20 protein-coding genes are annotated in these 24,365 nt (G+C 64.1%); 8 read left to right on the forward strand and 12 right to left on the reverse strand.

Annotated features, from left to right (window positions below):
• Positions 1-8: 8 nt before the first annotated feature.
• The 7 genes from APZ21_RS27945 to APZ21_RS27975 all read right to left on the reverse strand — a co-directional run bounded on the left by APZ21_RS27945 (position 9) and on the right by APZ21_RS27975 (position 9,825).
• Entirely contained in the window at positions 9-569 is a 561-nt protein-coding gene (locus APZ21_RS27945) for a GyrI-like domain-containing protein (protein ID WP_054816235.1), read from the reverse strand.
• 265 nt (positions 570-834) lie between these two features.
• Positions 835-4,284: a DEAD/DEAH box helicase family protein gene (locus APZ21_RS27950; protein WP_054816236.1), complete on the reverse strand. Its 3,450-nt coding sequence runs from the start codon at positions 4,282-4,284 to the stop codon at positions 835-837.
• The gene (locus APZ21_RS33390) at positions 4,281-5,504 is read right to left on the reverse strand and encodes a restriction endonuclease subunit S (RefSeq protein WP_156371370.1); all 1,224 of its coding nucleotides are present in this window, start codon (positions 5,502-5,504) and stop codon (positions 4,281-4,283) included. Before APZ21_RS33390 ends, APZ21_RS27950 begins: the two co-directional genes overlap by 4 nt.
• A complete protein-coding gene (locus APZ21_RS27960; RefSeq protein WP_054816238.1) occupies positions 5,501-7,030 on the reverse strand; it encodes a type I restriction-modification system subunit M in 1,530 nt (509 codons plus the stop codon). The genes APZ21_RS33390 and APZ21_RS27960 overlap by 4 nt, the downstream gene beginning before the upstream one ends.
• 569 nt (positions 7,031-7,599) lie before the next feature.
• A complete protein-coding gene (cyaB, locus tag APZ21_RS27965; RefSeq protein WP_156371371.1) occupies positions 7,600-8,166 on the reverse strand; it encodes a class IV adenylate cyclase in 567 nt (188 codons plus the stop codon).
• 8 nt (positions 8,167-8,174) lie between these two features.
• On the reverse strand, positions 8,175-9,554 hold the full coding sequence (locus APZ21_RS27970; RefSeq protein WP_054816240.1) for a hypothetical protein: 1,380 nt from the start codon (positions 9,552-9,554) through the stop codon (positions 8,175-8,177).
• A 52-nt stretch (positions 9,555-9,606) separates the two neighbouring features.
• Positions 9,607-9,825, reverse strand: coding sequence for a hypothetical protein (locus APZ21_RS27975; RefSeq protein WP_054816241.1), 219 nt, complete (start codon positions 9,823-9,825; stop codon positions 9,607-9,609).
• A gap of 475 nt (positions 9,826-10,300) precedes the next feature.
• On the opposite strand from APZ21_RS27975, the gene APZ21_RS27980 reads away from it, so the two are divergent.
• Together APZ21_RS27980 and APZ21_RS33395 are read left to right on the forward strand one after the other, a co-directional pair.
• On the forward strand, positions 10,301-11,626 hold the full coding sequence (locus APZ21_RS27980; protein ID WP_054816242.1) for a helix-turn-helix domain-containing protein: 1,326 nt from the start codon (positions 10,301-10,303) through the stop codon (positions 11,624-11,626).
• A 7-nt stretch (positions 11,627-11,633) separates the two neighbouring features.
• Positions 11,634-12,548, forward strand: a complete 915-nt coding sequence (locus APZ21_RS33395) for an aminoglycoside phosphotransferase family protein (protein WP_082393504.1) — start codon at positions 11,634-11,636, stop codon at positions 12,546-12,548.
• A gap of 8 nt (positions 12,549-12,556) precedes the next feature.
• On the opposite strand, the gene APZ21_RS27985 is transcribed toward APZ21_RS33395, so the two are convergent.
• Positions 12,557-12,751, reverse strand: a complete 195-nt coding sequence (locus tag APZ21_RS27985; protein ID WP_054816243.1) for a hypothetical protein — start codon at positions 12,749-12,751, stop codon at positions 12,557-12,559.
• 238 nt (positions 12,752-12,989) lie between these two features.
• Between APZ21_RS27985 and APZ21_RS34455 the strand changes: the two genes are divergently transcribed.
• Together APZ21_RS34455 and APZ21_RS27995 are read left to right on the forward strand one after the other, a co-directional pair.
• Positions 12,990-13,271 carry a restriction endonuclease subunit S gene (locus APZ21_RS34455; RefSeq protein ID WP_156371372.1) on the forward strand — a complete coding sequence of 94 codons (282 nt, stop codon included), beginning with the start codon at positions 12,990-12,992 and terminating at the stop codon, positions 13,269-13,271.
• Positions 13,272-13,351: 80 nt separating this feature from the next.
• Complete coding sequence (locus APZ21_RS27995) at positions 13,352-15,391, forward strand: thioredoxin domain-containing protein (protein WP_054816245.1); 2,040 nt, start codon at positions 13,352-13,354, stop codon at positions 15,389-15,391.
• A gap of 124 nt (positions 15,392-15,515) precedes the next feature.
• Here APZ21_RS27995 and APZ21_RS28000 read toward each other — a convergent pair whose 3' ends face one another.
• Together APZ21_RS28000 and trhA are read right to left on the reverse strand one after the other, a co-directional pair.
• On the reverse strand, positions 15,516-17,090 hold the full coding sequence (locus APZ21_RS28000) for an adenylate/guanylate cyclase domain-containing protein (protein ID WP_082393505.1): 1,575 nt from the start codon (positions 17,088-17,090) through the stop codon (positions 15,516-15,518).
• 186 nt (positions 17,091-17,276) lie between these two features.
• Positions 17,277-17,900, reverse strand: coding sequence for a PAQR family membrane homeostasis protein TrhA (gene trhA / locus APZ21_RS28005; RefSeq protein WP_054816307.1), 624 nt, complete (start codon positions 17,898-17,900; stop codon positions 17,277-17,279).
• 182 nt (positions 17,901-18,082) lie between these two features.
• Between trhA and APZ21_RS28010 the strand changes: the two genes are divergently transcribed.
• On the forward strand, positions 18,083-18,901 hold the full coding sequence (locus APZ21_RS28010) for an isoprenyl transferase (RefSeq protein WP_054816246.1): 819 nt from the start codon (positions 18,083-18,085) through the stop codon (positions 18,899-18,901).
• A gap of 38 nt (positions 18,902-18,939) precedes the next feature.
• Here the strand turns inward: APZ21_RS28010 and coaA are convergent, their stop codons facing one another.
• Positions 18,940-19,872 carry a type I pantothenate kinase gene (gene coaA, locus APZ21_RS28015; protein WP_054816247.1) on the reverse strand — a complete coding sequence of 311 codons (933 nt, stop codon included), beginning with the start codon at positions 19,870-19,872 and terminating at the stop codon, positions 18,940-18,942.
• A 179-nt stretch (positions 19,873-20,051) separates the two neighbouring features.
• On the opposite strand from coaA, the gene APZ21_RS28020 reads away from it, so the two are divergent.
• Positions 20,052-21,248, forward strand: a complete 1,197-nt coding sequence (locus APZ21_RS28020) for a hypothetical protein (protein ID WP_054816248.1) — start codon at positions 20,052-20,054, stop codon at positions 21,246-21,248.
• A gap of 511 nt (positions 21,249-21,759) precedes the next feature.
• On the opposite strand, the gene APZ21_RS28025 is transcribed toward APZ21_RS28020, so the two are convergent.
• Positions 21,760-22,194: a nitroreductase/quinone reductase family protein gene (locus APZ21_RS28025; RefSeq protein WP_054816249.1), complete on the reverse strand. Its 435-nt coding sequence runs from the start codon at positions 22,192-22,194 to the stop codon at positions 21,760-21,762.
• Between the two features lie 193 nt (positions 22,195-22,387).
• Here APZ21_RS28025 and APZ21_RS28030 point away from each other — a divergent pair, with 193 nt between their 5' ends.
• Complete coding sequence (locus APZ21_RS28030; RefSeq protein ID WP_054816250.1) at positions 22,388-22,948, forward strand: TetR/AcrR family transcriptional regulator; 561 nt, start codon at positions 22,388-22,390, stop codon at positions 22,946-22,948.
• Between the two features lie 108 nt (positions 22,949-23,056).
• Positions 23,057-24,358, forward strand: coding sequence for a serine hydroxymethyltransferase (gene glyA / locus APZ21_RS28035; protein ID WP_054816251.1), 1,302 nt, complete (start codon positions 23,057-23,059; stop codon positions 24,356-24,358).
• Positions 24,359-24,365: the final 7 nt, after the last annotated feature.

Below are 24,365 nucleotides of genomic sequence, written 5' to 3' on the forward strand. Positions count from 1 at the left end.
GCTCCGGTTCAGTCGGCGATCGGCCGAACCGGATGGCGCAGGATCGTTTTCATCGTCTCCGGCTTCGCCTTGCGCGGGTCGGAGAGATAGATCTCGTGATGGCGGCCGTTCATGGTGAGGCCCTCGGCGCGCATGAAGGCGTCCATGCGCGCCAGGGTCTCCGGCTCGGTGGCATATGGCCCCACGTGCATGGCCTGGATCGCGTCACCCTCGGTGAACCGCTCATAGGTCACACCCGTGATCATGTCCGCGGTGACGGTGTCGGGCAGACGGATCATCATGGTCCAGTGCCACTGCTCGCGCGGCACGGTCAGCGGCGGCTCGTCCGACTCCACCCACCACAACCCCTCCAATTTCGGCACCACGAAGTCGGCCCCCGCCGCCTTGGCCACCTTCTTCGCCCCGTACACCGCCCGATAGAGCGCCGAAACGGCCTCGCCGTACTCGACCCCCATCGGCGCCCCCATTCCGGTCACCGTCGCATACCCGTAGGTGTCGAAGGTGCGCCGCACGGGTTGTGTCGGCGCGGAGTAGTAGTGCTTGTCGCTCTTCGCCAGATCGAGCTTCATGGAGGACCTCCTGTCTCGGGATGCCCCGATCCTCTACCCTCCCGTAGCCGGAGGGACAAACGTTCAGCGGACGAGGCGGCTGGTGCGCTTTGAAGTCGAACCCGTGGAACGTGCCGCTGTGCTCGCGGTAGCCGGTCTATCTCAGCCAGCGGACACGATGTTCCTCGACATTGCCGAGGCTCGCGAGGCGCGGGGTGGGCAGATCACCATGCGGGCTGGGCCACATGTGCGCTGCTGCTTTCGGCTGTGCCGAGGCGAGAATCGGTCAGGCAGTCTGCGCGTCGATGGGAATGGCGGTGGTGCGTAGGTGGGTGAGTACCTCTTGCATCGCGTCGAGGTCCTTGTCGGAGAACAACTCCTCGGGGCCACGGGGGGCCATCCTGCTGAACGGGGGATCGTAGAGCGCGCCGATTTCGACGATGCCGTTCATCGTGATCGACTTGATCAACAGTTTGATGAAGTCGAGCTGATTCGCCGAGAGCGTGCGACTCTCCTGGAATTTATCGAACGCGGCGATGGCGGCTTCTTCATCGAGTCCCGCGATCGCGCGTACGAACAGGCCCAGCTGCCCGTCATGCTCGGACTTGGCCTGCTCCACATCCTCGGCTGTGCCGAATCCTTCCGCCAGGAAAATATTCTCCAGGAAAGCGACATCCATGGTGGTGATCTGCCGGTTGCGGCGCAGCTTCTGTATCGCGATCTGGTCGACATGCTCTGCGAGGTAGGCGCGGACCTTTGCTTCGAATCGGGCCTTGCCACGAATGCCGCTCAGCGCGGTGAGTTCCTGGATGTGTAGTTGACCGAGCTCATCGGTGAAGTCGGTGTAAACGGGGCTGCGCCGGGTCGGCTTGATGTTGGCGACCAAGGTGCGCAGGCGGCGGCGGAGGGTCTCGAGCATCGGCAGGGTGACATCCTCCCACCAGGCGTCAGAGCAGATATCTTCGAGGAAGTCGTGATGTTTCGCTACTGCGGGTATGTTCTGCAAGTCCGGGCTGAGCAATTCGGTGGCGATGTCGCGCACCTGCTCCTGTAGCGCCGCGAAGCTGGGCTCGCCAGTGAGGCATGCGTACTCCAACCGCAGCATGAGGTAGTCGAAGCGTTTGGCCTGTGCGCTGTTGCCATCTTCGACGAACTCGGTAGGCAGTCCGGCGATTTCATCGAGGTCGTTGCGCTTCTGCGGAGTGATCCGCTGCCAGGCGGCGGGATCGACGAAGGCTTCCACCTGTCGCAACTTGTGGCGTACTTCGATGCTGTCAGGGTTCATTCCGGCCACCTGCTGGTGTAGCGTCTGCGCGAACTGCCAGCGCACGTCGCCGGTGCTTTCCGGTTCACCTGTCGGGATCTCAGCGGGCGTATCGCCGGGATGCTCCAGCTGGTCCAACTCCAACAGCAGGTTGGCACGTTGCCGGAACAGCTTCTCGCGCAGCGAGAGTGTCGCTCGGCCCGTTGTGGTGGGGAGGTTCTGGTTGAAGTATTCGACGTTCTGGCCCAGGTCGAACACCACGAATCCGGTCTTATGCTGTCCCGGACCGAAAAGGTTCTCGCACAGCCGGGTTCCGCGTCCGAGCATCTGCCAGAATTTGGTCTTCGACCGCACCCGCTTCGCGAACACCAGGTTCACCACGGCGGGCACGTCCAATCCGGTGTCGAGCATGTCGACCGAGATCGCGAGATAGGGCGCGCTGTTCGGCTTCTCGAACTTGTCGATGAGGCTTTGCGCGTTGTCGGCCTGGCTGGTGATGACAGTGGCGAAGTCGCCCCGGAAATGCGGGTACAGGTTGTCGAAGCGCTCGGCGATAAGCTTGGCGTGCTTCGTATTACGGGCGAAGACGATGGTCTTGCCGATGTGTTCGCCGGTATCGACCTTCAACCCGTACTCCATCACGGTTTCGAGCATCTTGTCGATGGTGTCGGCGTTGAACAGGAACTTGTTGAGATCGTCGGCGTCGATCATGTCGGGGACGTCGCCGTCATCGGCAGCCCAGTCCGTGGACTCCCACTGTTCCTGTTCCTCGGCGGAGAGTTCGTCGTACTTGATGCCCAGGCGTGGGAACTTCAGGGGCACGTCCACGACGGTGGGCGGCACCAGGTTCTTGTCGGCTACGGCCTCGTCGAGGTCGTAGTTGTCGGTGGGCACCCCGTCCTCGAGGTGGAACAGCTGGTAGGTGTTGTGGTCGATGTCGTCGCGCGGGGTGGCGGTCAAACCGACCAGCAGCGAATCGAAGTAGGTGAAGAGCGTTCCGTATTTCTGATACACCGACCGGTGCGCCTCGTCGACGATGACCAGATCGAAATGGCCTGGTCCGAAACGCTTTATCCCGTTGAAGTCTGTCTCGTCGGCAAACGCCATCATCGACTGATACGTGCACACGTACACCCGGCCGACGGCCTTCTTGTCGTCCAGCAGGTTCACCGTGGTCAGTCCTGGCGCGTGGGTCTTGAACGCCTTGGCCGCCTGGTTGACCAGCACCTGCCGGTCGGCCAGGAACAGCACCCGCTTCACCCAGCCCGCCCGGGCCAGCAGATCGACCAGCGCGATGGCGGTACGGGTCTTGCCTGTTCCGGTCGCCATCACCAGTAGAGCCTGGCGTCGATTATCGGCCTCGAAGCTGCCCGCGATGCGGCGAATGGCGCGAGTCTGGTAGTGTCGGTTGACGATCTGCTCGTTGATGGTTTCAGCGGAGAGCTTCTTGCGGCCGGCGCGGCGCTGAATCAGCAGCCGCAGCTCGTCCTTGGTGTAGTAGCCCTGGACCCGGCGCGGCGGATAGCGCAGGTCATCCCACATCCAGGTCTCGAATCCATTGGTGTAGAAGATGATCGGACGCTGACCGGTCTGCCGCTCCAGTGCGTCGGCGTACTGGCGGGCTTGCTCCTTGCCCGCGATATCCGGATCCTTCGATGCGCGTTTGGCTTCGACCAATCCCAGCGGCTTACCATTGTCGTCCCACAGCACATAATCGACGCGGCCCTTACCACTTGGCGTCGGCAGTCCGGTGACCGGATACTCCCGATCCTCGAGTTTGTCGAGCAACCACCCGGCTTCGGCCAACAGCAAGTCGATATACAACTTCCGAGTGATATCCTCGGTGTAGTCGTGCGTGTCGGGAACTATCCGGTTGGCCTGCTTGGCCGTCTTGATCTGCGCCCGTAAGTCGGTCAGCTCCGCTTCGAGATCGGCATTGGCCGCCCGTTGCTCGGCGAGATCCTTGCGCTGCTGCTCGAATTCGGCCAGCATCGCCTGAATCTCGGCTTGTTTCTTGCGTTGTACGGCCGCGGAAACCGGTCGAGGTACCAGGTTCGGGTCGAAACCCAATGCCGCCGAGGGGAGATTCGTCGGGCTGCGGGCATAACGCCGGGCCACCCAATACAGGACCTGGAACAGCTCACCCAGAATCGCCATCGAGGACTGCGTGGTAACGGGCTTCTTGCCGTGCACGCCATCATTGCCGACCCTACGGATCAGTTCCATCTTCGCGCGCATGTCGACGCCGACCAGCGCCACCATGGACGGATCATTGATCTTGGCGTTCAAGTCGTTGTAGTACGGCTTCCTCAGCGTGGAGTCCGCGTCGTACAACCACTCGACCGTCAACTCCAGCGTCCTGCGGGCACAGATACAAGCCACCCGCGGATCGGCCACCCCGACCCGCTCGGCCCGCACCGCCTCCTCGAACAGATTCGGCCACTCTGCCCGCAGGAACGCGAAGTTGCTCACGGAAGTCTCTCCCCCTCACGGTGATCGAGATCATCTTGCCACAGCTCACCGCGGAAGGCTCGGGACTGGAGGGAGGCAAAGAGGGTCTCTACTGTAGCCAAATGGTCTCGCTGGTGGTCCATGACGTCACGCAGCGCTCCGAACCTGGTGGCGAACTCGTTCTGTAAATCCATAGGTGGGTAGATAAGCGATATCGACTCGAATCGAGACTTGCTGACGAGGCCCTTCATCCCTCCGGTGGATTGATCCTGTACCAGCCGTTTTCCGACAACTAACTGCATAAAAAGGAAGAATTTATTGGCAACGGGCTTTGTAATTGCGTTGATCTGTTGGTTGAATGCCACCTGTCGATCCGCGATGGCAACATTGCCAATGCTCGCAGGGCTTCCAGCGATGCAAGTGACCAAGAGTGATCCTGAATCGGCAATACGAGCCCGCTTGGCACCTGCTTCGGAGAGTCCTTCGGCGGCTTTGGAAAGAAACAACTGGGTTGGAATTATATTGTCCGACTTGATCCATTCTATTGTATGTCCGTAATTTGACTCGTCGGCTCTGGGTGGAGTATTTCCTGTGATCACTCTGCCGATTTGGCCAATGTTCATTCGATCCCAGTTCATCGGGTTCTGTACTGGATCGCCGAACATATCGAGGAAGAGGGATTGGGCGAGGTCGTTGAGGAGAGTGATGGCCTGCCGCCGCTTCGACCGCAGCGCATCCGCTCGATCCAGCACCTCCGCAATCCGCTGCTGTTCCTTTAGGGGAAGGATGGGGATTGTGGTGCTCAAGAGTGCATCGCGGCTCAGTGTTGCTTGGTTGACCCATTGGCGGCACATGGCCTTGTATACACCGCGTTGAAATTCGGAGTTGAGCCATCTATGCAAGTAGGAGGGGTCGACTATATCGCCGTTTACGCGCAATCGTAAAAAATGATTGCTATAAACCGTTGGCTCTAATGGGTTCCGGATGAGCGCAGTTTTGCCGACGAGATCCGGGCTATTGGTGGCATTGAACAGGATGTCACGATCTTGGAGGAGTGCCTTTCGGACACCTTTGTGACTTCTGGGGACCAACCGTTTTTTGTTGGTATCGAGCAGTCCGTCACGGGTAATATTGTTCATACGAATCTGAAATATGCCATCAGAAACTTCGTCACCGCACGCGAACCCGGGCTGTGCTTCGGCGATGACTTCCCTGAGTGGTGTCACGATCGGTGCGCTCACCCCAGTATCCCCTTCAACTCCGACATGCTCTGCTGGATCTCTGTCTCGATCCGCGTCAACTCCTCGATGATCTCCATCGGCGGCCGGTGCTCGACCTCTTCGTGGACTATCTGCTTGTACCGGTTGAGCGAAAGATCATAGTCCTGGGCGGCGATGTCTGCCTTGGGCACGCAGAAACTCTGGGCGGTGCGGGGCCTGTCGTGTTCGCTGCCGTTGCGCAGCGCCCAGCGGGCCAGGACGTCGGGAAGGTTGTTCTTGGTGTGCTCTTCGTCGGAGAGGGCGGTGATGGGGGCCGCACCGAGTTTGGTGTCGGGCAGCAGCGGGGTGCGCTTGTCATCGAGGCTGAAGCCATCGGCGGTGACTTCGTAGAACCAGACGGAATCGGTTCCGCCGCTATTGGTTTTGGTGAAGAACAGGATGGCGGTGGAGACGCCCGCGTAGGGCTTGAACACTCCGCTGGGCAGTTTGACCACGCCGTCGAGCTTGTGGTCGTCCACTAGCATCTTGCGAAGTTCCTTGTGCGCCTTGGTGGAACCGAACAGCACGCCGTCGGGGACGATTACAGCGGCACGACCGCCAGGTTTGAGCAGGCGCAAGAACAAGGCCAGGAAGAGTAGTTCGGTCTTCTTGGTTTTGACGATGGCGTGAAGATCCTTCGCGGTGGTCTCGTAGTCGAGGCTGCCGGCGAAAGGGGGGTTGGCCAGGATCACGGAGTACTTGTCGGCCTCATTCGCTGAGCTCTCGGCGAGTGAGTCCCGGTAACGGATATCGGGTTGGTCGACGCCGTGCATGAGCATGTTCATGCTGGCAATGCGCAGCATGGTGCGGTCGAAGTCGAAGCCGTGGAACATGCCCTTGTCGAAATGCTTACGGGTGGCCGGGGAGAGGAGATCCTCGTGGTGAGTTGCGGCGATGTATTCGGCCGCGCCGACGAGAAATCCGGCTGTGCCGCAGGCCGGGTCGCATACCTCGTCGTGGGGGCCGGGGGCCAACATGCGCACCATCAGACCGATTATGTGGCGGGGTGTGCGGAACTGGCCGTTATGACCCGCGGTGGCGAGTTTGCCGAGCATGTACTCGTACAGGTCGCCTTTGGTGTCGCCCGCGTCGAGTGGCAGGTCGTTCATCAGGTCCACCACTTTGCCGAGCAAGCCCGGGGTGGGAATCGTGAAGCGGGCATCGCGCATGTGGTGGGCGTAAGTGGATTCGTCACTGGCGTCCGCGCCGCTCAGATTCCGCAGCCACGGGAACACCTCGTCACGGAACTTGGGGAACATCAGGTCCGGGTGGAGGTTCTTCAGCTTCGACCACCGCAATGGATCGGTCTCATCCATGTAGATCGGTTGGTCGATCTGGCGACCGGTGCGGTTCGCCTTGCGCTCCTTGGCGGTCTGGATGTCATCGAGTCGCCGCAGGAAGATCAGGTAGGTGATCTGCTCGATTACTTCGAGGGGGTTGGAGATGCCGCCGGACCAGAAGGCATCCCAGAGGCTGTCGATCTTGGTGCGCAGTTCTCCGGTTATCACCGGCGAACTCTATCGAAGCGCCCGAAGCCTGGGGACATGGACGCGGATCGTTCAGGCGAACCCGCCGGGCGTGAGCGCCTACCTGGCGAGTCCGTGGATCTGGATGAAACAGCTGCCGTGGTTTCCGGCGCTGTAGTCCGGCCTGGGGCGAGACGAGCGGGCGTCAGGTGATTGCTCTGTTGGCGCGGCCACGAACTGATCGTCAGTCCCCTGACACGCATCGAAGTCTGCGATATGCGCGTCGAGAACGACCAATTTTCGTTGGGCTCGACGTCCCGGTCCCGAAGCAGATCGTCGAACTGACCCCGGCACCCTGACCAGCGGGAATCCGCGCGCCTAGAGACACGGTCTCTCGACGTGTTCATCTATGTCTGGGCAGTTCAGAGCATGAATCGGGGCTCTATCCAAACTGAATTGTGCGGAACCCAGGATCGGGGAAGCTGAATCCGGCACGACGCAGGACCGCCATCTGCGAAAACCTTGGTGTCTGCGGGAACTGACACCGAGGTTTGGTAGTTGCCGCCTTCGTGACGAGGGTGAGTGCGCGGAAGTCCTCTTCAGGTTTGTTATCAGTGGGCTGCGGCCATGACCAGATCGCGGTAGGGCAGGCCGACGACCAAGTAATCGGCTATGCCGAGTTCGGTTTCGACCTCTTCGAGATGGATGGTGGCGGCGTCGGTGTCTGCGGCGGTGACCTCGGTTTCTACGAAGGTTCCGGCGTGGGTGACGGCGTCGATAGCGACGATGATGTCGTCGTGTTCGGGGTGCTCGTAGATGGTGCGCGCCTTCTCGACGCGAACGAGTTCGACCATGCCGATTGCGGCGAGCAGTTGGTTGGCCGCTGAGGCTTGGTCAGGACCACTGAGAGATACGTTGGTTTCGCGTTTGGCGATCACGTCGGTGTCGCTGTGGGTGCCGGCATTCGACGGTGGCTTGTAAGTGATTTCGGCGAACCCGTCTCGCTGGCGAATACGGAGGCACTCAACGGTTTTCATGTAGTCGACATCGGGGCGGCTGAAGTAGGTGTCGACTTCGGTGAGGTGTCCGGCCTCGTGGTAGCCGAGTTCGGCAAGCCGCTGGCGGAGGGTACTGGGGTCGGGGAGTTCGCGTTTACGCTCGACCTCGATCACGTGCATGGGTTGAATCATCCTCTCGTGTGGATGGCAGTGTGGACGCGGGCAAGGCCGGGTTTGGAGCAATGTTGGCGGATGGTTTCGAGTCCCTGCTGTAGGGCGTCGGAGTCGGTGATGGGGATGTTCTGGAACAACACCATCTGCTTGGCGTCGCTGAGTGGGTTGGCGAGGTTCTTGCCGAGAAATCGGTTGTAGTAGTGGCGTTCTCGGACGAAGACATCGGTGGGTTGTACCGGCATGAGAACGGAAGGCATGCCCGTGTCGGTCTCGGCGGACTGGACGGCGAACGCTGTCAGTAGCTCGTCGGTGGTGAGGTAGGCGTAGGTTTCTCGGCCCTCGCGCTCGAGCCAGCTGCCCCAGATGTGGCCGCAGTCGTCGTTGCCGCGTTCGACGGCTGCGAGGAATAGGTTCAGCGCGACATCGGTGACCGCGTCGAAGATGTCGCCGTCGATGACGTGATGGTCGCCGTAGGTTTCGCTGACTGCCTGGATGTTGGCGCGGTCGTTGGTCGACATCCACGCGCTATCGGTGAATGCGAAGTGCACCCGCTTGTGACCGGTGCGGAAATCGATCCAGTCCCCCGAGAGTTGGCCGTCGAGTATCGGCGTGAATCCCAGAATGCCCGAACGCCATACATGGTCACGCAGCGTGATGTAGTGGCGTTGCGCTTCACGGAACAGCCCGATCGGGGCGTGGATGACGGCGCAGACGCGGGGGTCGAGTTCTGGTGCTGCGACGATGCGGGAGTTCTGGCGGACGACAACTTCGTCGTCGTGATGGTGGTACGGGTGGGTGCCGTGATGGAGGTAGTGCGGCAGGAACAGGCGCAGGAACTGCAACCACGACGGGGCACTGTAGGACTGGACTGCGGGCTCGTGCAGGGAGGGCGCGTCGACGGCGTACACGTCGCGGTAGACGAAGAATCCATAGGGTTTCAGCACACTCGGGAAGGTCCGGATCATCGTGTGAAGGCCGCTGTAGGCACCGCCGTAGGAGTAGACCTCGTGCAGCAGCGCCGACGCGCTGATGACATCGACAGGTTCGCTGACCAGCGTCGCGATGTCTTGTGCCCACCCGCGTACCAGTGCGCACGTACCGACAGTATTGAAACGGTCGATGGCCTGGGTGAGAGTGTGGGATGTTATGCCAGGTGCCTCGATGAGGGTGAGACGAACATCGTGGGGCTCGGCCTCCAGCTGGGATGCCAGGAACGTGACGGCCGCGCCGCCACCGGGGCCGATCTCGACGACGTGCGGGGCGGCATCGGCAACCCGAGCCAGGGCACGTTGAACGAGTAACCCCTTCTCATGGCCGTGGTCGTTGGCGGCAACGTCGAGGTAGCTTGCCTCGGATTTCTGTTGGTGGGCAAAGGAATTCGATGTACCGATCATTGTGCGCCGCTGGCCTTTGGTCGGGGATTGTGGTCGGTCGAGGTGAGGGCGGCTACGGCTCGAGATAGAGGCGTTCATTGGGCAACTTGGTGAGTTCAGCGGTGTCACCGGGGATGACCTGTACCGCATCTGGGCAGTGGTGGGCGCGGAAGTCCTGAATGAACAGGAGTGCGGCGGTGAGGCAGGCGGCGAAGTCGAACCGTGCACCATGCAGGTAGACGCTCAGATGAACGTCTGCCTCGCCCGGCAGCGGGGAAGCCTGTTCACTCATGACCTCTCCTGTAATCGGTCGGTGCTGGTACAGGCCAGAGCCTGGTTGGCGTGATCAGGTCACATGCTCGAGCGATAGCCCGTACGCGGCTGCTGAAGTGGGCCATGTCAGGCGCGATGACCGCTGCCGCTCCCTTGCCGCGTGCCGTCCCGACAATGAGGGCTGTCGGCATGAACGTGTCGTCACCGATGGTGACCAGTCCGGTCAGGGCATAGCCGCGTCGCTGCGCCAACTCGGTGATCACTCGTTCGTCCCGCGAACGGTGCGGGCCACTGACATCAAGCGACAAATCTGGGTTCAACATCGTGCCCCCTCAGTGCTGCGAATGTTGTAGGTAGGAGTCGGCATCGGACGCAGGTTCAGTCTGTGACCAGGTGCACGGAGATCGATATGTTTGGTGCGGACAGAAAATCTGTCCGCATCCGAGGCGGCGTCGAAACCGGTCCCACACGACCAGGTCAAAGAGGATGAACCGATGGCCCAACAACCGCGCGAGCTGGCCGCCATGGAGTCGGCACAACAGTTCTTCGGCGCGGAACTGCGGCATTGGCGACTGTTGCGGAAGATGTCGCTGAGCCAGCTCGGCGCTGTCAGCCACGACAGTGGTTCGCTCATCGGCAAGATAGAGAAGGCTCAACGACGTCCGGGACGAGATTTCGCACAGCGAATGGACGAAGCCCTGGAGACCGGCGGTGTTCTCGAACGCATGTGGGTAGACATGAATTCGCCAGCACTACAGAAGGATTCGATAATTCAGTTGGTAGCTGACGAGCCTAACGCACCATGGGTCGGCTGCGACGTGTTCGACCCTGTTCGCGAATGGTTGGACGAGACCGTTCCGGTCTTTGCCACAGGCGAAAACCATCGGCGTGTTGGCACCGCCGATATCGAGGTCATGTGGTCGATGTGCGACGTGTTCTCCAATGCGGACCACCATCTCGGCGGGGGCTACGCACGCGCGACTCTGGCGCGGTTTCTTGATGACGTAGTCGGACCGGCACTGCGTAGCTCTTACGACAGTCGTACCGCGTCCGAGCTGTACGCAGTCGCGGCGCGACTGTGCGACCTCAGCGGCTTTATGTGTTTTGATTCAGCTCGACAGGGGTTGGGACAGAAGTACTTTCGGCAGGCTCTGCGGCTCGCGAAGGTAAGCGGCAATGCCGCGTTGGGGGCGCATATCCTCACAGACATGTCGATGCAGGCGCACTACCTGAGCCGTGCGAAGGATGCGCTGTGGTTCGGCGCGGCGGCGGTACGCGCGGCAGAGCAATCGGGTTCACCAAGCAGTGCCGCTCGATGCAATGCTGTGCTGGCGCGTGCGCATGCGTTGAATGGCGACGTGACCGCTGGCGTACAAGCGATGCTCGAGGCAGAGCGGCGGTTGAACCGTGCACGTCCGGATGACGAGCCGGATTGGATTCGGTTCTTCACTGAGCGGCAGTTGTCGGCCGAGTTCATGTATGTGGCGCACGATGGGCGACGTGCTGTGGATGTGCAACAACGCGCACCTGTGGTTCTGGCGGATTCTGTGGGGATGGAGCGTCGACAAGTGTTGGTAGCGGCGACGTTGGCGGCCTCGTACGTACCCGAAGCCGGCGAGGCCACAGCGGGCCAAAGTGTGGAGGTCGAGCAAGCATGTCGGGTGCTCCTGGACACGATGATTGTTGCTCGTGGCCTGACCAGCGCTCGCGGTATCGAGTCGATCAACATTGTTCGTCGTCGCCTGGCACCGTACGCTGATCTGGCTATCGTTCAGCAGGTCGAAAACGAGTTTCGATCCACAGTCGCACTAGTCGGATAGGGCTGGCATGTCGTTGGAGGAGTACGCCGCGCTATCCGCTGCATGCCAAGTCTGCGGGCTCGATCCCACTGGGGCGGAACTGATCCACCACTCGAGCAACGCTGTCTATGTCCTGCCGCGTCACGGAGCTGTTGGACGGGTAAGCGCCAACGAGGCGGACGCCGATAGGCCGAGACGGACCTACGCAGTAACCGAATGGTTAACCGCGAAGCATCAATTCGGCGCGACGGCTCCGCTCCCCGGCGTCGAACCGGTGCGGGTCAACGGGTACACGGTTGGATTCTGGCAGTATTATCGACAGGCGGCCGATAGCCCGGAGCTGACCTCGAGGGAACTTGGCCGTCTCCTGCGATCGCTGCACAACTTGCCTACGCCGCCCATCGAACTTCAACAGTGGACGCCGTTGGAATCGCTGCACGGAGCGCTACATATGGACAGCACGGTGGGCGTCATCAGCGAGGACGAACGTGCGTGGTTACTGAGCCGAATTGACGAGGTCCGCAAGGAACTGTCCGAACTAGATTGGCCATTAGGCATCGGGCTGATCCATGGTGACGCCTGGGCCGGAAATCTTTTGTGGGACAACAGGTTTAATTCAGCGCGATCGATTCTCGGAGATTGGGACTGGGTCAGTATCGGCCCACGAGAAGTGGACTTGATACCGACATGGCATGCCGCGGTGCGGTATGGACGTGACGAGACATGGGTTCGGAACTTCATCAACGAGTACGGCTACGACTTGTCGGAGTGGTCGGGGCACCGGGTACTGCTGGACATGCGTGACCTTGTTCAGGTAACCGGCCCACTCCGGCGAGCGACAACATCAGTCGAGCACGCCCACCGGTTGCGGCAACGAATCGATGACATCCGTGCAGGCAACCGGCAATCGTCGTGGAGCCATTACATTCCGGGCAGACTTTAGAGCTCGTATCAGGTTCGGTTGCTGAGTCGTCGCCAGCAGATGAGGGCGGCTGCGAGGTTGAGGAATTCGTGGTGGATGTCGGTGCGGCGTTCCCAGCGGATGGCGAGGCGGCCGTACTGGTGGAGCAGGGCCGGGGTCCGTTCGACGATCCAGCGTCCGGCGGTGACCTTGTCGCGGGTGCCGCTGTGGGACCGCGAGGCCAAGACGTTCGTCAGCTATCGCAGGACGGCTCGGCGAGTTTCGCGTAGGTGACCCAGCGCCGTGGAACGACACGGGCGGCTTGGGCGTCCGCGCGGACTTCGTACTGACGAATCCACCCTTCAACAACCGAACCGAGCGTTTTGCCGAGTTTCCCGTCACGGGCTGGGAATTCGGTGATCCTTCACTGCACAACGACAACTTCGCCTGGCGTACCTGTCCAGTCCGAGGATTCTCCAAGAGTTGGCCACCCGTGCGACGGGCACCACGGTGCCGAACCTGAGCAAGGAGGCGTTAGGTCGCCAGCTGATCGCTCTGCCATCCTTCGAAGAACAACGTCGAATGGGCGTGGCTATGGTCGCCATCGACGACCAGATCGCCGCGCTTCACACGCTGGCGGAGGCCGGAGCGTCAGCCCGTGCCTCGCTTGCTGATGGCTTGGTCACCGGAGTGATGGAACTGGGCGCGGTTGTGCCTGATCTGGACGACGTGATCGCCGACCCGGCGAGGTCCGCGCAAATATGAGTAGAGGAGACCTCAGTGGCGGAGTCCTCGGTGAACCGTGAACTGATCGGGGCGGTCGACACGTATGGAAGGCTGGAGAGATGAACCGACTCGGCAGCGCGACCTCGCCCTACCTCCGGCAGCATGCCGACAACCCGGTGCACTGGCGGGAATGGGATGCGGAGGCGCTGGCAGAGGCGGCAGCGCGGGATGTGCCGATTCTGCTGTCGGTGGGGTACGCGAGTTGCCATTGGTGTCATGTGATGGCGCACGAGTCTTTCGAGGATGAGGCCACGGCGGCGTTGATGAACGAGCACTACGTGTGCGTGAAGGTCGATCGCGAGGAGCGGCCCGACCTGGATTCGGTCTACATGAGTGCGACGGTGGCGATGACGGGGCAGGGCGGGTGGCCGATGACCTGCTTTCTCACCCCCGAGGGCGAGCCCTTCTACTGCGGCACCTACTTCCCGAAGGTGCCGCGCGGCGGAATGCCATCGTTCACACAGTTGCTCACCGCGGTCGCCGAGACCTGGCGTGACCGGCGTTCGGAGGTGAACCAGGTTTCCGCGCAGGTGGCGGAGTCGCTGCGCGCGCAGGCCGCGGGGCTGCCCGACGCCGAATTCGAGGTGAGCGCCGAACTTCTCGATCACGCGGTCGCCGCGGTGCTGGGTGATGAGGACGCCGAGCACGGCGGATTCGGCGGCGCGCCGAAATTCCCGCCTTCGGCGCTGCTCGAGGGGCTGTTGCGTGATTGGGAGCGCACCGGTGCGCCGGAGACGGCCGCGGTGGTGCGGCGCGCGGCCGAGGCGATGGCGCGCGGCGGCATCTACGACCAGTTGCGCGGTGGTTTCGCACGCTATTCGGTCGATGCAGCCTGGGTGGTGCCGCATTTCGAGAAGATGCTCTACGACAATGCCCAATTGCTGCGCTGCTATGCCCATCTCGCGCGGCGCGCTGTCGCACCGCTCGCGTCGCGGATCACGGCGGAGACGGTGCGGTTTCTGCTCACCGATCTCGGCACCGCGGAAGGCGGGTTCGCTTCCGCGCTCGACGCCGACACCCATCTCGAACCCGACGGTCCGGGTGTCGAGGGCGCGACCTACGTGTGGACGCCCGCGGAGCTGACCGGCATCCTCGGCCCGGTCGACGGTGCCTGGGCCGCGGAGGTCTTCGGCGTGAGCACGGCGGGCAATTTCGAACAGGGCGCGTCGGTGCTCACCCGGTACACCGACCCCGACGACGAAGCCCGCCTCGCGCGGGTGCGCGCGGCACTGGCCGAGGCCCGCGACGTCAGGCCGCAGCCCGCGCGTGACGACAAGGTCGTCACGGCCTGGAACGGTATGGCCATTACCGCGCTCGCCGAGGCGGGAACCGCTCTGGCACAACCGGAGTGGGTCGAAGCCGCAGTGCGCTGCGCGCGTTTCCTGCTGGACGCGCACGTGATCGACGGCCGCGTCCGCCGCGCCTCACTCGGCGGCACGGTGGGCGCGGCACCGGGCATCCTCGAGGACTACGCCTGGCTCGCGGTGGGACTGCTCGCCCTCCACCAGGCCACCGGTGGCCTCGTCTGGCTGGAACACGCCCAGCGTCTCCTGGATGCCGCGATAGACCACTTCGCCGATCCCGAATCCCCCGGCAGTTGGTACGACACCGCCGACGACGCGGAAACGCTCGTCACTCGCCCCCGCGACCCCATCGACGGCGCGACGCCCGCGGGCGCCTCCGCACTCGCCGAAGCGCTGCTCACGGCCGCCGCCGCGAGCGACCCCGCGCACGCCGAACGCTATCGCCTTCTCGCCGACCGAACCCTGCGCCGCGGCGCGATAGTGCTGGCCCGAGCACCCCGTTCGGCGGGGCAATGGCTGACCGTGGCCGAAGCCGCGCTGCGCGGCCCGCTCCAAGTGGCCATCGCGCTTCCTCCCGCGCTCGAACTATCCGCCGCGACAAGAGAACTGGTCGATTCGGCGCGAGTCAACGCGCCCGGCGGAACCGTGGTGATCGCGGCAGCTCCCGGCACGGTCCCGCTGCTGTCCGAACGTCCACCCGTCGGCGACGAAGCGGCCGCGTACGTCTGCCGCGGCGCGGTCTGCGACCTTCCGGTCACCACCCCCGGAGACCTGACCGCGGCCCTCGCCCACTGACCTGCGCGCCGACGGCTCGACCTCCCGATGATCCGTGACATGTGTCCCGCCGGCACGCACGCCGTATTCGTCGACCTGCTCAGGCGCCGTAGCGTCCGCGTGCGAAGAAGTTCCCGTGACGCGGTCAGTGGCTGGCGGTGGAATCGGTTGCGGCGGAGTGGACTTCGGGGATCGGGCTGGGTGGATCGGATCGTTCGGTGGGCGGGGTCGGGGGGAGATCGGCGGGGTCGGTGTCGGTCCAGCAGGCGGTGGGGGTGGGCATGCCGCGCAGATGGATGCGGTCGTAGAGGGTCCACAGGTCGCGTTCGGCGGCATTGGCGGCGTCGATGACGGTGCTGCTCACCAGGATTCGGCGGGGAGCCGCCTTGGCCTTGGCGGTGAGACGGGCGGCCTCGTTGACGGCGTCACCGATGACGGTGAACTCCAGGCGGGTGTCGGTGCCGACGTCGCCCGCGAAGACGCGCCCACGTGCCACGCCGATGCCGATATCGAGCTCGCCGCCCGCGATGACCTCGTCACGAATGCGGCGGGCGGCGCGCAGGGCGGGAGTCGCGTTGTCGGCGAGGGCGATCGGCGCGCCGAATATGCACAGGGCGGCGTCGCCCTCGAATTTGTTGACCAGACCGTTGTTGTCCTCGGTGGCGGCGACCACGATGGCGAGCAGACGATTGAGCTTGGCCACGAAATCGTGCGGTGCCAGGCCGTTGGACAGCGCCACCGAGCCGGTCACGTCGACGAACAGCGCGGAGACCATGCGCACGTCGCCGGTGAGGTCCATGCCGCGGGTGAGCGCGCGTTCGGCGACGTCCGCGCCGACATGGCGGCCGAACAGATCGCGCATGCGTTCGCGTTCCCGCAGGGTGATCGACAGCTCGTTGACCGAATGCTCCAGTAGTCCGATCTCGCTGGTGCTGCCCACCGGAACCCGGACCTCCTGATCGCCGTCGGTGATGCGGTCCAGTGCCAGGCGCAGGGTGCGCAGCGGGATCGCGACCGAACGGGCCAGGAAGGTGGTGGCCAGCGCGCCGACGCCGATGCCGACGGCGGACAAGTAGAGCGCGGTGCGAATGCGGTCGGGGTCGCGCGCGGCGGGATCGGCGAGCACCACGATCAGCATGGCCAGCGGCAGCGCGCCCGAGACGCCCCACGTGACGATGACGCGCACCAGTACCGAGGCACTCCAATGTGTCGTCGCCCCGAGCACCTCGGAGACCTCGGGAATCGCGGGCCAGATCATGCGGTCGACGATGAGGAAGGTCACCGCCGCCGACTGGAATGCGCCGAGGACGAATATCGAGACGGTGACGGCCCTGTCGTTGTGCTCGGTCATGTGCGCGAACAGCCACGAGGCCACGATGACGCCGGGTATCCACAGGGCGAGCACACGCACCGTGATGGCGACCGGCAAGCGCAGCACCCGGCGAGCCTCTTCGGGCGTTGGCCTGCGCTGCTTGTCCAACCAGTCGAAATATGAACTACGTTCGCGCAGGGCGAGGACGATTCCGCACAGGAATCCGATGGTCGGGTAGATGCCGATCTGGATGAGCGAGTGCGGCCGGCTCGCGCCGAGTCGGCCGAAGAAGCCGCTCAACCACAGTTCGGTGACGATGACGGCGAGTCCGCTGAGATTGGCCGTGATCACGACGACGGCCAGACCCCAACGCGCCTTGAGGCCCCAGAGCGTGAGTTTGGCGATCACGATGTGCCTACGTTCCCTCCCGCGTTGCCGCCGCGATTCGGTGCGCCGGACCGGGGGCGGCGTCGATTACTCGAAGCGCCAGCATAGAACCCGTGCGAGTAGGGCAGGGGGATTACGCCGATCATGTGACCTTTGTCCGCCGAACGCGGGACGAGGGTCGCGTCGCGGTCGGCTATTCGACTCTGGTCAGCGCAGGACCACCAACCAGATGGCGATGTAGTGGCTCAGCGCGGCCAGCACGGTCGCGGCGTGGAAGAACTCGTGGTGACCGAAGACCTCCGGCCACGGATTGGGCCATTTGGTGGCGTAGAGGATGGCGCCCACGCTGTAGATGACGCCGCCGACGGCGAGCAGGATCAGCGGCACGAGGCCGACCTGCGCGTGCAGTTGCCCGGCCACCGGCACCACGGCCCAGCCGAGCAGCAGATACAGCGGCACCCCGACCCAGCGCGGCGCGGTCGGCCACAGCAGTTTGAGCGCGACACCCGCCAGTGCTCCCGCCCACACCACCGCGAGCAAGGTGCGCCCCGTACTGCCCGGCAGGCCCATCAGGGCGAAGGGGGTGTAGCTACCGGCGATGAAGACGAAGATCATGGAGTGATCGGCGCGCTTCATCCTGATACGGTCGCGCGGCGAACGCCAGGTGATCCGGTGGTAGACGGCGCTGACGCCGAACAGGGCGCAGACGGTAAGTCCGTAGATCAGGCTCGACCAGCCGGCGGTCGCCGAGACGGTCGATGCGACGGCCACCAACGCGGTGACCGCCACGGCCGCGACGCCTACGGCCCAGGTGTGGATCCAGCCCCGCATCCGTGGTTTGCCGAGCGCGGTGGCGACCAGTTCGACGGCGCTGTCACCGGGGGAAGGCGCGATCGGCGCCGCTTCGGGGGCGCCGACTGATTCGGACACGGAATACCTCCTGATTGACCGGTCGGTAACCTACGCTATCGTAAGTTTATGGAATCGGACCGGCGCGTCGCGATTCGTGGTCGATGCCGTGTTCGCGCTTTCGGGGCGTACTGTTGGACGCCGTGGAGGTTCCGAGTCCGGTGCGTGGTCTGCCTTACCGCATCTACGAGGCGCGGCTGTCCAAGCAGCTGTCCGGTAAACAACATCCCCGGCACGTCGCGGTGATGTGTGACGGCAATCGGCGGTGGGCCAGGGAGAACGGGTTCACCGACGTGAGCCACGGTCATCGGGTCGGCGCGCTGAAGATCGCCGAACTAGTCGGCTGGTGTGCCGACGAGGGCATCGAGATGGTCACCGTCTACCTGCTGTCGACCGAGAACCTGCGCCGCGATCCCGAAGAACTGGAAACGCTGTTCGAGGTCATCACCGATGTCGTGGAGGAGTTGTCGGCTCCTGAGCAGAACTGGAGTGTGCGCATCGTCGGCACGCTCGACGGCTTCCCGGAACTGATCGCCAAACGGCTGCGCACCGCGGCCGAACGCACCATCGGCCGCGACGGCGTGCACGTGAATGTCGCGGTCGGCTACGGCGGGCGCCAAGAGATCGCCGACGCCGTGCGCAGTCTGGTGCGCCAGGAGATCGCCGCGGGGGAGACCGGCGAGGATCTGGTGCAGTCCATCACTGTCAACGCCATCGGCCAGCATCTCTACACCTCGGGCCAGCCCGATCCCGATCTGGTGATCCGCACCTCCGGCGAGCAGCGGCTGTCGGGCTTCCTGCTGTGGCAGAGCGCCTACTCCGAGATCTGGTTCACCGAAGCCTATTGGCCGGAGTTCCGCCGCGTCGACTTCCTGCGGGCGCTGCGCGACTACGCGGCCAGGCACCGCCGCTTCGGCGTCTAATCCGGTTCGTCGCATGGGTTCGGCAGGGCCGCAACAGTTTACAATTTGCGTAGGCGCAGCCTGTTGATGGCGTGATCGGCGTCCTTGCGCAGCACCAGGGTCGCGCGCGGGCGGGTGGGCAGTATGTTCTCGACCAGGTTGGGCCGGTTGGTGGAGTTCCAGATGTCCTGTGCCGCAACCTTGGCCTGCTCGTCGGCCAGCGCGGCGTAGTGGTGGAAGTGGGCGTCGGGATCGGCGAACGCGGTCGCACGCAGCGCGAGAAACCTTTGCACGTACCACTTCTCGATATCCTCGATGCGCGCGTCGACGTAGATGGAGAAGTCGAACAGATCCGAGACCATGAGGCGCGGCCCGGTTTGCAGGACATTGAGCCCTTCGACGATGAGAATGTCGGGCTGGCGGACGCAATGCATCTTGCCGGGCACGATGTCATAGGAGATATGCGAATACACCGGTGCGCACACCTCGGCCGCGCCGGATTTGACCTCCGTGACGAATCGCAGGAGTTTCCGCCGGTCGTAGCTTTCCGGGAATCCTTTGCGGTGCATTATGCCGCGCCGATTCAGTTCCGCGGTCGGATAAAGAAATCCATCCGTTGTGACCAAATCCACACGCGGATGATGATCCCAGCGCGCCAACAATGCCTGGAGCACGCGCGCCGTCGTGGATTTTCCGACCGCGACACTGCCCGCGACGCCGATCACGAAGGGCACTTGCCGATCGGGATGCTTTTCTCCGAGGAATGTCGCGGTGGCCGCGAAAAGTCGCTGGCGAGCCGCGACCTGGAGGTGGATGAGTCGAGCCAACGGCAGGTAGACCTCGGCGACCTCCTCGAGATCTATCTGTTCGCCGAGACCGCGCAACCCGATCAGTTCTTCCTCGGTGAGCACCAGCGGCGTCGATTTGCGTAGCGTTCGCCACTGCTTTCGATCGAATTCCACATAGGGGCTCGGCTCGCTCATTCGTCCCACTTACCCGACGCTCCATTTCGGCAAACACGCCCACAACCCGCGTTGGCGCTTCGAGATCCGGTCCTGCTCTCGCCGCATGTGCGAATTCTCCTCCGCCTTCCGGGCATGCGGCACGCGGGGTATCGCTACCCGTAGGTAACCGAGTCGATACCCGGCGTTGTGCCACTAACGTGAAGGCTATGGAAGCGCATCCACTGGTGACCGAGTACCTGCGACTCGGCTTGGCCTTCGATCGGCTGGAGGAAGGTTTCGTCGACGCGTACACCGGAGATCCGGTGCTGCGACGGGAGGTGCAGAACGCGCCCGCACCGCAGCCGCGGGAACTGGCCCGTCGCGCCGCCGACCTGCGCGCGGAACTCCCGCGGGCCGGACTCGCGCCGCGCCGCGCGGAATTCCTCGACGCGCACCTGCGGGCGCTGGCGTGCTCGGGTCGCAAATTCGCCGGTGAGCCCATCGGTTTCGTCGAAGAGGTGTACGCCTACTTCGATGTCGAGATCGCCCCCGGCGACACCGAGGATTACCGCGATGCGCACCGGGCGATGGACGAGGTGCTGCCGGGCGACGGGCCGCTGGCCGAGCGTCTCGGCGCGCACCGCAAGGCCGACGAGATACCGCCGGAACGCCTGCGGGCGTGTGTCGAGGCGTTCTCCGGCGCGCTGCGCGATCTTGTGCGCGAACGGTATCCGCTGCCCGAGGGCGAACACGTGACCTACGAAGTGGTCGGCGACAAGCCGTGGTCCGGATTCAACTACTACCTCGGCGATTACCACTCCAAGGTCGCGATCAACTCCGATCTGCGGCAGTACATGGCCAACCTGCCGCATCTGATCGCGCACGAGGCGTATCCGGGACATCACACCGAGCACTGCCGCAAGGAGGCGGGACTGGTGGCCGCGGGGCAGGCCGAACAGACGCTGTTCCTGGTCAACACCCCGCAGTGCCTGATGGCCGAGGGTCTCGCGGATCTGGCGCTGCGTTCCATCGTCGGACCCGACTGGGGTCACTGGGCCCAGGAGATCTACGCCGACCTCGGCCTCCGCTTCGACGGCGACCGTGCGCAGCGGCTTTCGGCCGCCTCGGCGAAACTGCTCGGCGTGCGCCAGGATGCCGCGCTGTTGCTGCACGACCGCCACCGCGACGAGACCGAGGTGGCCGAATTCCTCCAGCGTTGGAATCTGCTGACTACGGAACGGGCCCGGCAGTCACTGCGATTCCTGTCCTCGCCGCTGTGGCGGGCCTACATCAGCACCTACGTGGAGGGCTACCGCCTGCTCGGGGGCTGGCTGGACAAGGCCGCCGACGCGACCGATCGGGCCGAGCGTTTCGGCCGTCTCCTCGACGAACCGCTCACCCCCGGCGCGATCCGCGCCATGTGATCCTCGAACGACACCGGCCCCGCCGCGACTGCGACGGGGCCGGTGCGGCTATCGGTCCGAATTCACCAGTTCGAGCAGGCGGCGCCGCCGGAAGACAGGGTGCAGGCGGACTGGAGCAGTGCCTTGAGCAGCGCCTCGAAGGGCGACGCGGCAATGAAGTTGAGCAGCATTTCGTATCCTCGAGTGTCAGCATGGACCCGTGCCGTCCATCTGAGCGGCCATCTTGTCATATGCGGACAACCGCGCGGTAGGAGAGTGCGAATGCGGTCACCTCGCGGAGTAACTCGGCTACTGGATGACCGCGCATCCTTCGCCCGAGGACAGGCTGCACAGGACGAGCGACAGGGTGCGTAGCAGGGCTTCGATCGGATTGCTCGGCACAGATACCGGAGTGAGCATGTGTGGTTCCTCACGGACGCTGGACAGTGTCATGGGTGAGACCGGTCCGCGGCGCGTCGGCGTTACCCGTCGTCGTGCCCCATGAATCCGGGGCGGGAGACACCCGCGCGTATCAGACGAAGGTGACGCGGACGGAGACCGGATCGGTCTCCAGCGCCTTCACCGCCCACGCGGTGGCCGACCGGCTGATCCTGCTCCGGCCGAAGGTTCTGGCGCGGGCCACCACGTCGTCCTCGGGGACGAAGGCCGCGGTGCCGGTGTAGTCGCGGTCGCCATGTCGCAGCCGCACACGCGGATCGGCGGTGATATTGCGTGCCCAGCCCGAGCGCATGCCGTGCTGACAGATGATCCACGCGCCCTCGGTGTCGATCGAGATCGTGACGGGCACACGGCGCGGCAGTCCGGTTCTGGCGCCGACGGTCTCGAGTTCGGCGATGAGCGCGGAGCGAATGCCGAGTCGGTCGAGGAATCCGACCGCGGGATTGACCAGATAGCGGCCGATGAACCGTTCGCGTCTGAATTTGCGCAGGGTGGCGTTGTCGCTCATGGCATTCCGATCCTTGGGTCAGCGAAGAAGTACGCAGGTGGTGGTGCCGTGGGCGACGAGGTGACCCCGGTCGTCGACGACGCGACCCTTCCTTCGGTGAACCGATCGGTCCACGTCTGTCATGATTGGAGCATGAACCGATCGGTTCATGCAAGCGGGTCGTGCACCCGACCGGGAGTCGAATGGAGGAGAGATGACCGCCGGACCACGCGACCGCCTGATCGACGGCGCGATCGAACTCGTCCGCGAACACGGTGTACACGGCGCCGGACTCGCGGCGCTGCTCGACCGCAGCCGGGCCTCGCGGAACTCGCTCTACCAGCACTTCCCGTCGGGCAAAGGGGAACTGGTCGAGGCGGCGACCCGGGTGGCGGGCGCGCGGATGTCCGCGGTGATCACCAAGACCACCGCGACCGGCGACCCGCAGCAGTGGCTGTCCGCGCTGATCGGATGGTGGAAGGCGGGGCTCGAGCACAGCGACTACACCGCGGGCTGCCCGATACTCGGTGCCGCACTGGCCGAATCCGAACCAGCGGTCCAGGCCGCCGCGGGCGAGGTCTTCGCCGAGTGGACCGAACTGCTCACCGCGGCGATGCGACGGTCCGGGCTGCCCACCGAACGCGCCCGCACCCTGGCCGGATTCGTGCTCAGCGCACTGGAGGGCGCGATCGTGCAATCGCGCGCGCTCAAGTCGACCCGCCCGCTCACCGACGTGGAGACCGCGGTCGGGCCGCTGCTGCGCACCCTCCCGTGAACCCGGATCGGCGGTTGTCCGGCGCGCGGCACGCGCAACGGGTAACCTGGCCGGTCGGCCGTCTACTCCCGCCCGCTGCCCGACGGTGGGTTACCGGCCCATAGACTGATGGTCGTGACGCAGACGACCGCCTCTGTCAATACCCAGTCCCTCGGTGAGCTCGATCCCGAGCTCGCGGCCGCGATGGCGGGCGAACTCGCCCGTGAGCGCGACACCCTCGAGATGATCGCCTCGGAGAATTTCGTGCCGCGCGCGGTATTGCAGGCCCAAGGCAGTGTGCTGACCAACAAGTACGCCGAGGGGTATCCGGGGCGTCGCTACTACGGCGGTTGCGAGAACGTCGACGTCGTGGAGACCTTGGCCCGCGACCGCGCCAAGGAACTGTTCGGCGCCGAATTCGCCAATGTGCAGCCGCATTCGGGCGCCCAGGCCAATGCCGCGGTGTTGATGGCCCTCATGGAGCCCGGTGACACCCTGCTCGGACTCGATCTCGCCCACGGCGGTCACCTGACCCACGGTATGCGGCTGAACTTCTCCGGCAAGCTCTACGACGTGCACTCCTACGGTGTGAGCAAGGAAGACCACCGCATCGACATGGACGAGGTGCGCACGATCGCACTCGAGGCCAAGCCGAAGGTGATCGTGGCCGGCTGGTCGGCCTATCCGCGGCACCAGGATTTCGCGGCGTTCCGCGCGATCGCCGACGAGGTCGGCGCGCACCTGTGGGTGGACATGGCGCACTTCGCCGGTCTGGTCGCCGCCGGTCTGCATCCGTCGCCGGTGCCCTACGCCGATGTGGTGTCCTCCACCGTGCACAAGACCCTCGGCGGTCCCCGCTCGGGTCTGATCCTGGCCAAGCAGGAATTCGCCAAGAAGCTCAACAGCGCGGTATTCCCCGGTCAGCAGGGTGGACCGCTCATGCACGCGATCGCCGCGAAGGCCGTGGCGTTCAAGATCGCGGCGGGCGCAGAATTCCGTGACCGGCAGGAACGCACCCTGGCGGGGTCGAAGATCCTCGCCGAGCGGCTGACCGCCGCCGACGTCACCGATAAGGGCATAAGCGTGCTCACCGGCGGCACCGATGTGCACCTGGTGCTGGTGGACCTGCGCAATTCGCAGCTCGACGGTCAGCAGGGTGAGGATCTGCTGCACGAGATCGGTATCACGGTCAACCGCAACGCGGTGCCGTTCGACCCGCGTCCGCCGATGGTGACCTCGGGTCTGCGGATCGGTACCGCCGCGTTGGCCACCCGCGGATTCGGGGAGGCCGAGTTCACCGAGGTCGCCGACATCATCGGCACCGCGTTGGCGGGCGGCTCCGACACGGCGACGCTGCGGGGTCGGGTTTCGGCCCTGGCGCGGGCCGTGCCGCTCTACGACGGACTCGAGGACTGGCGTCTGCTCGGCTGAGCGGTCG

The sequence above is a fragment of the Nocardia arizonensis genome, assembly GCF_001310275.1.
Lineage (GTDB): Bacteria > Actinomycetota > Actinomycetes > Mycobacteriales > Mycobacteriaceae > Nocardia > Nocardia arizonensis.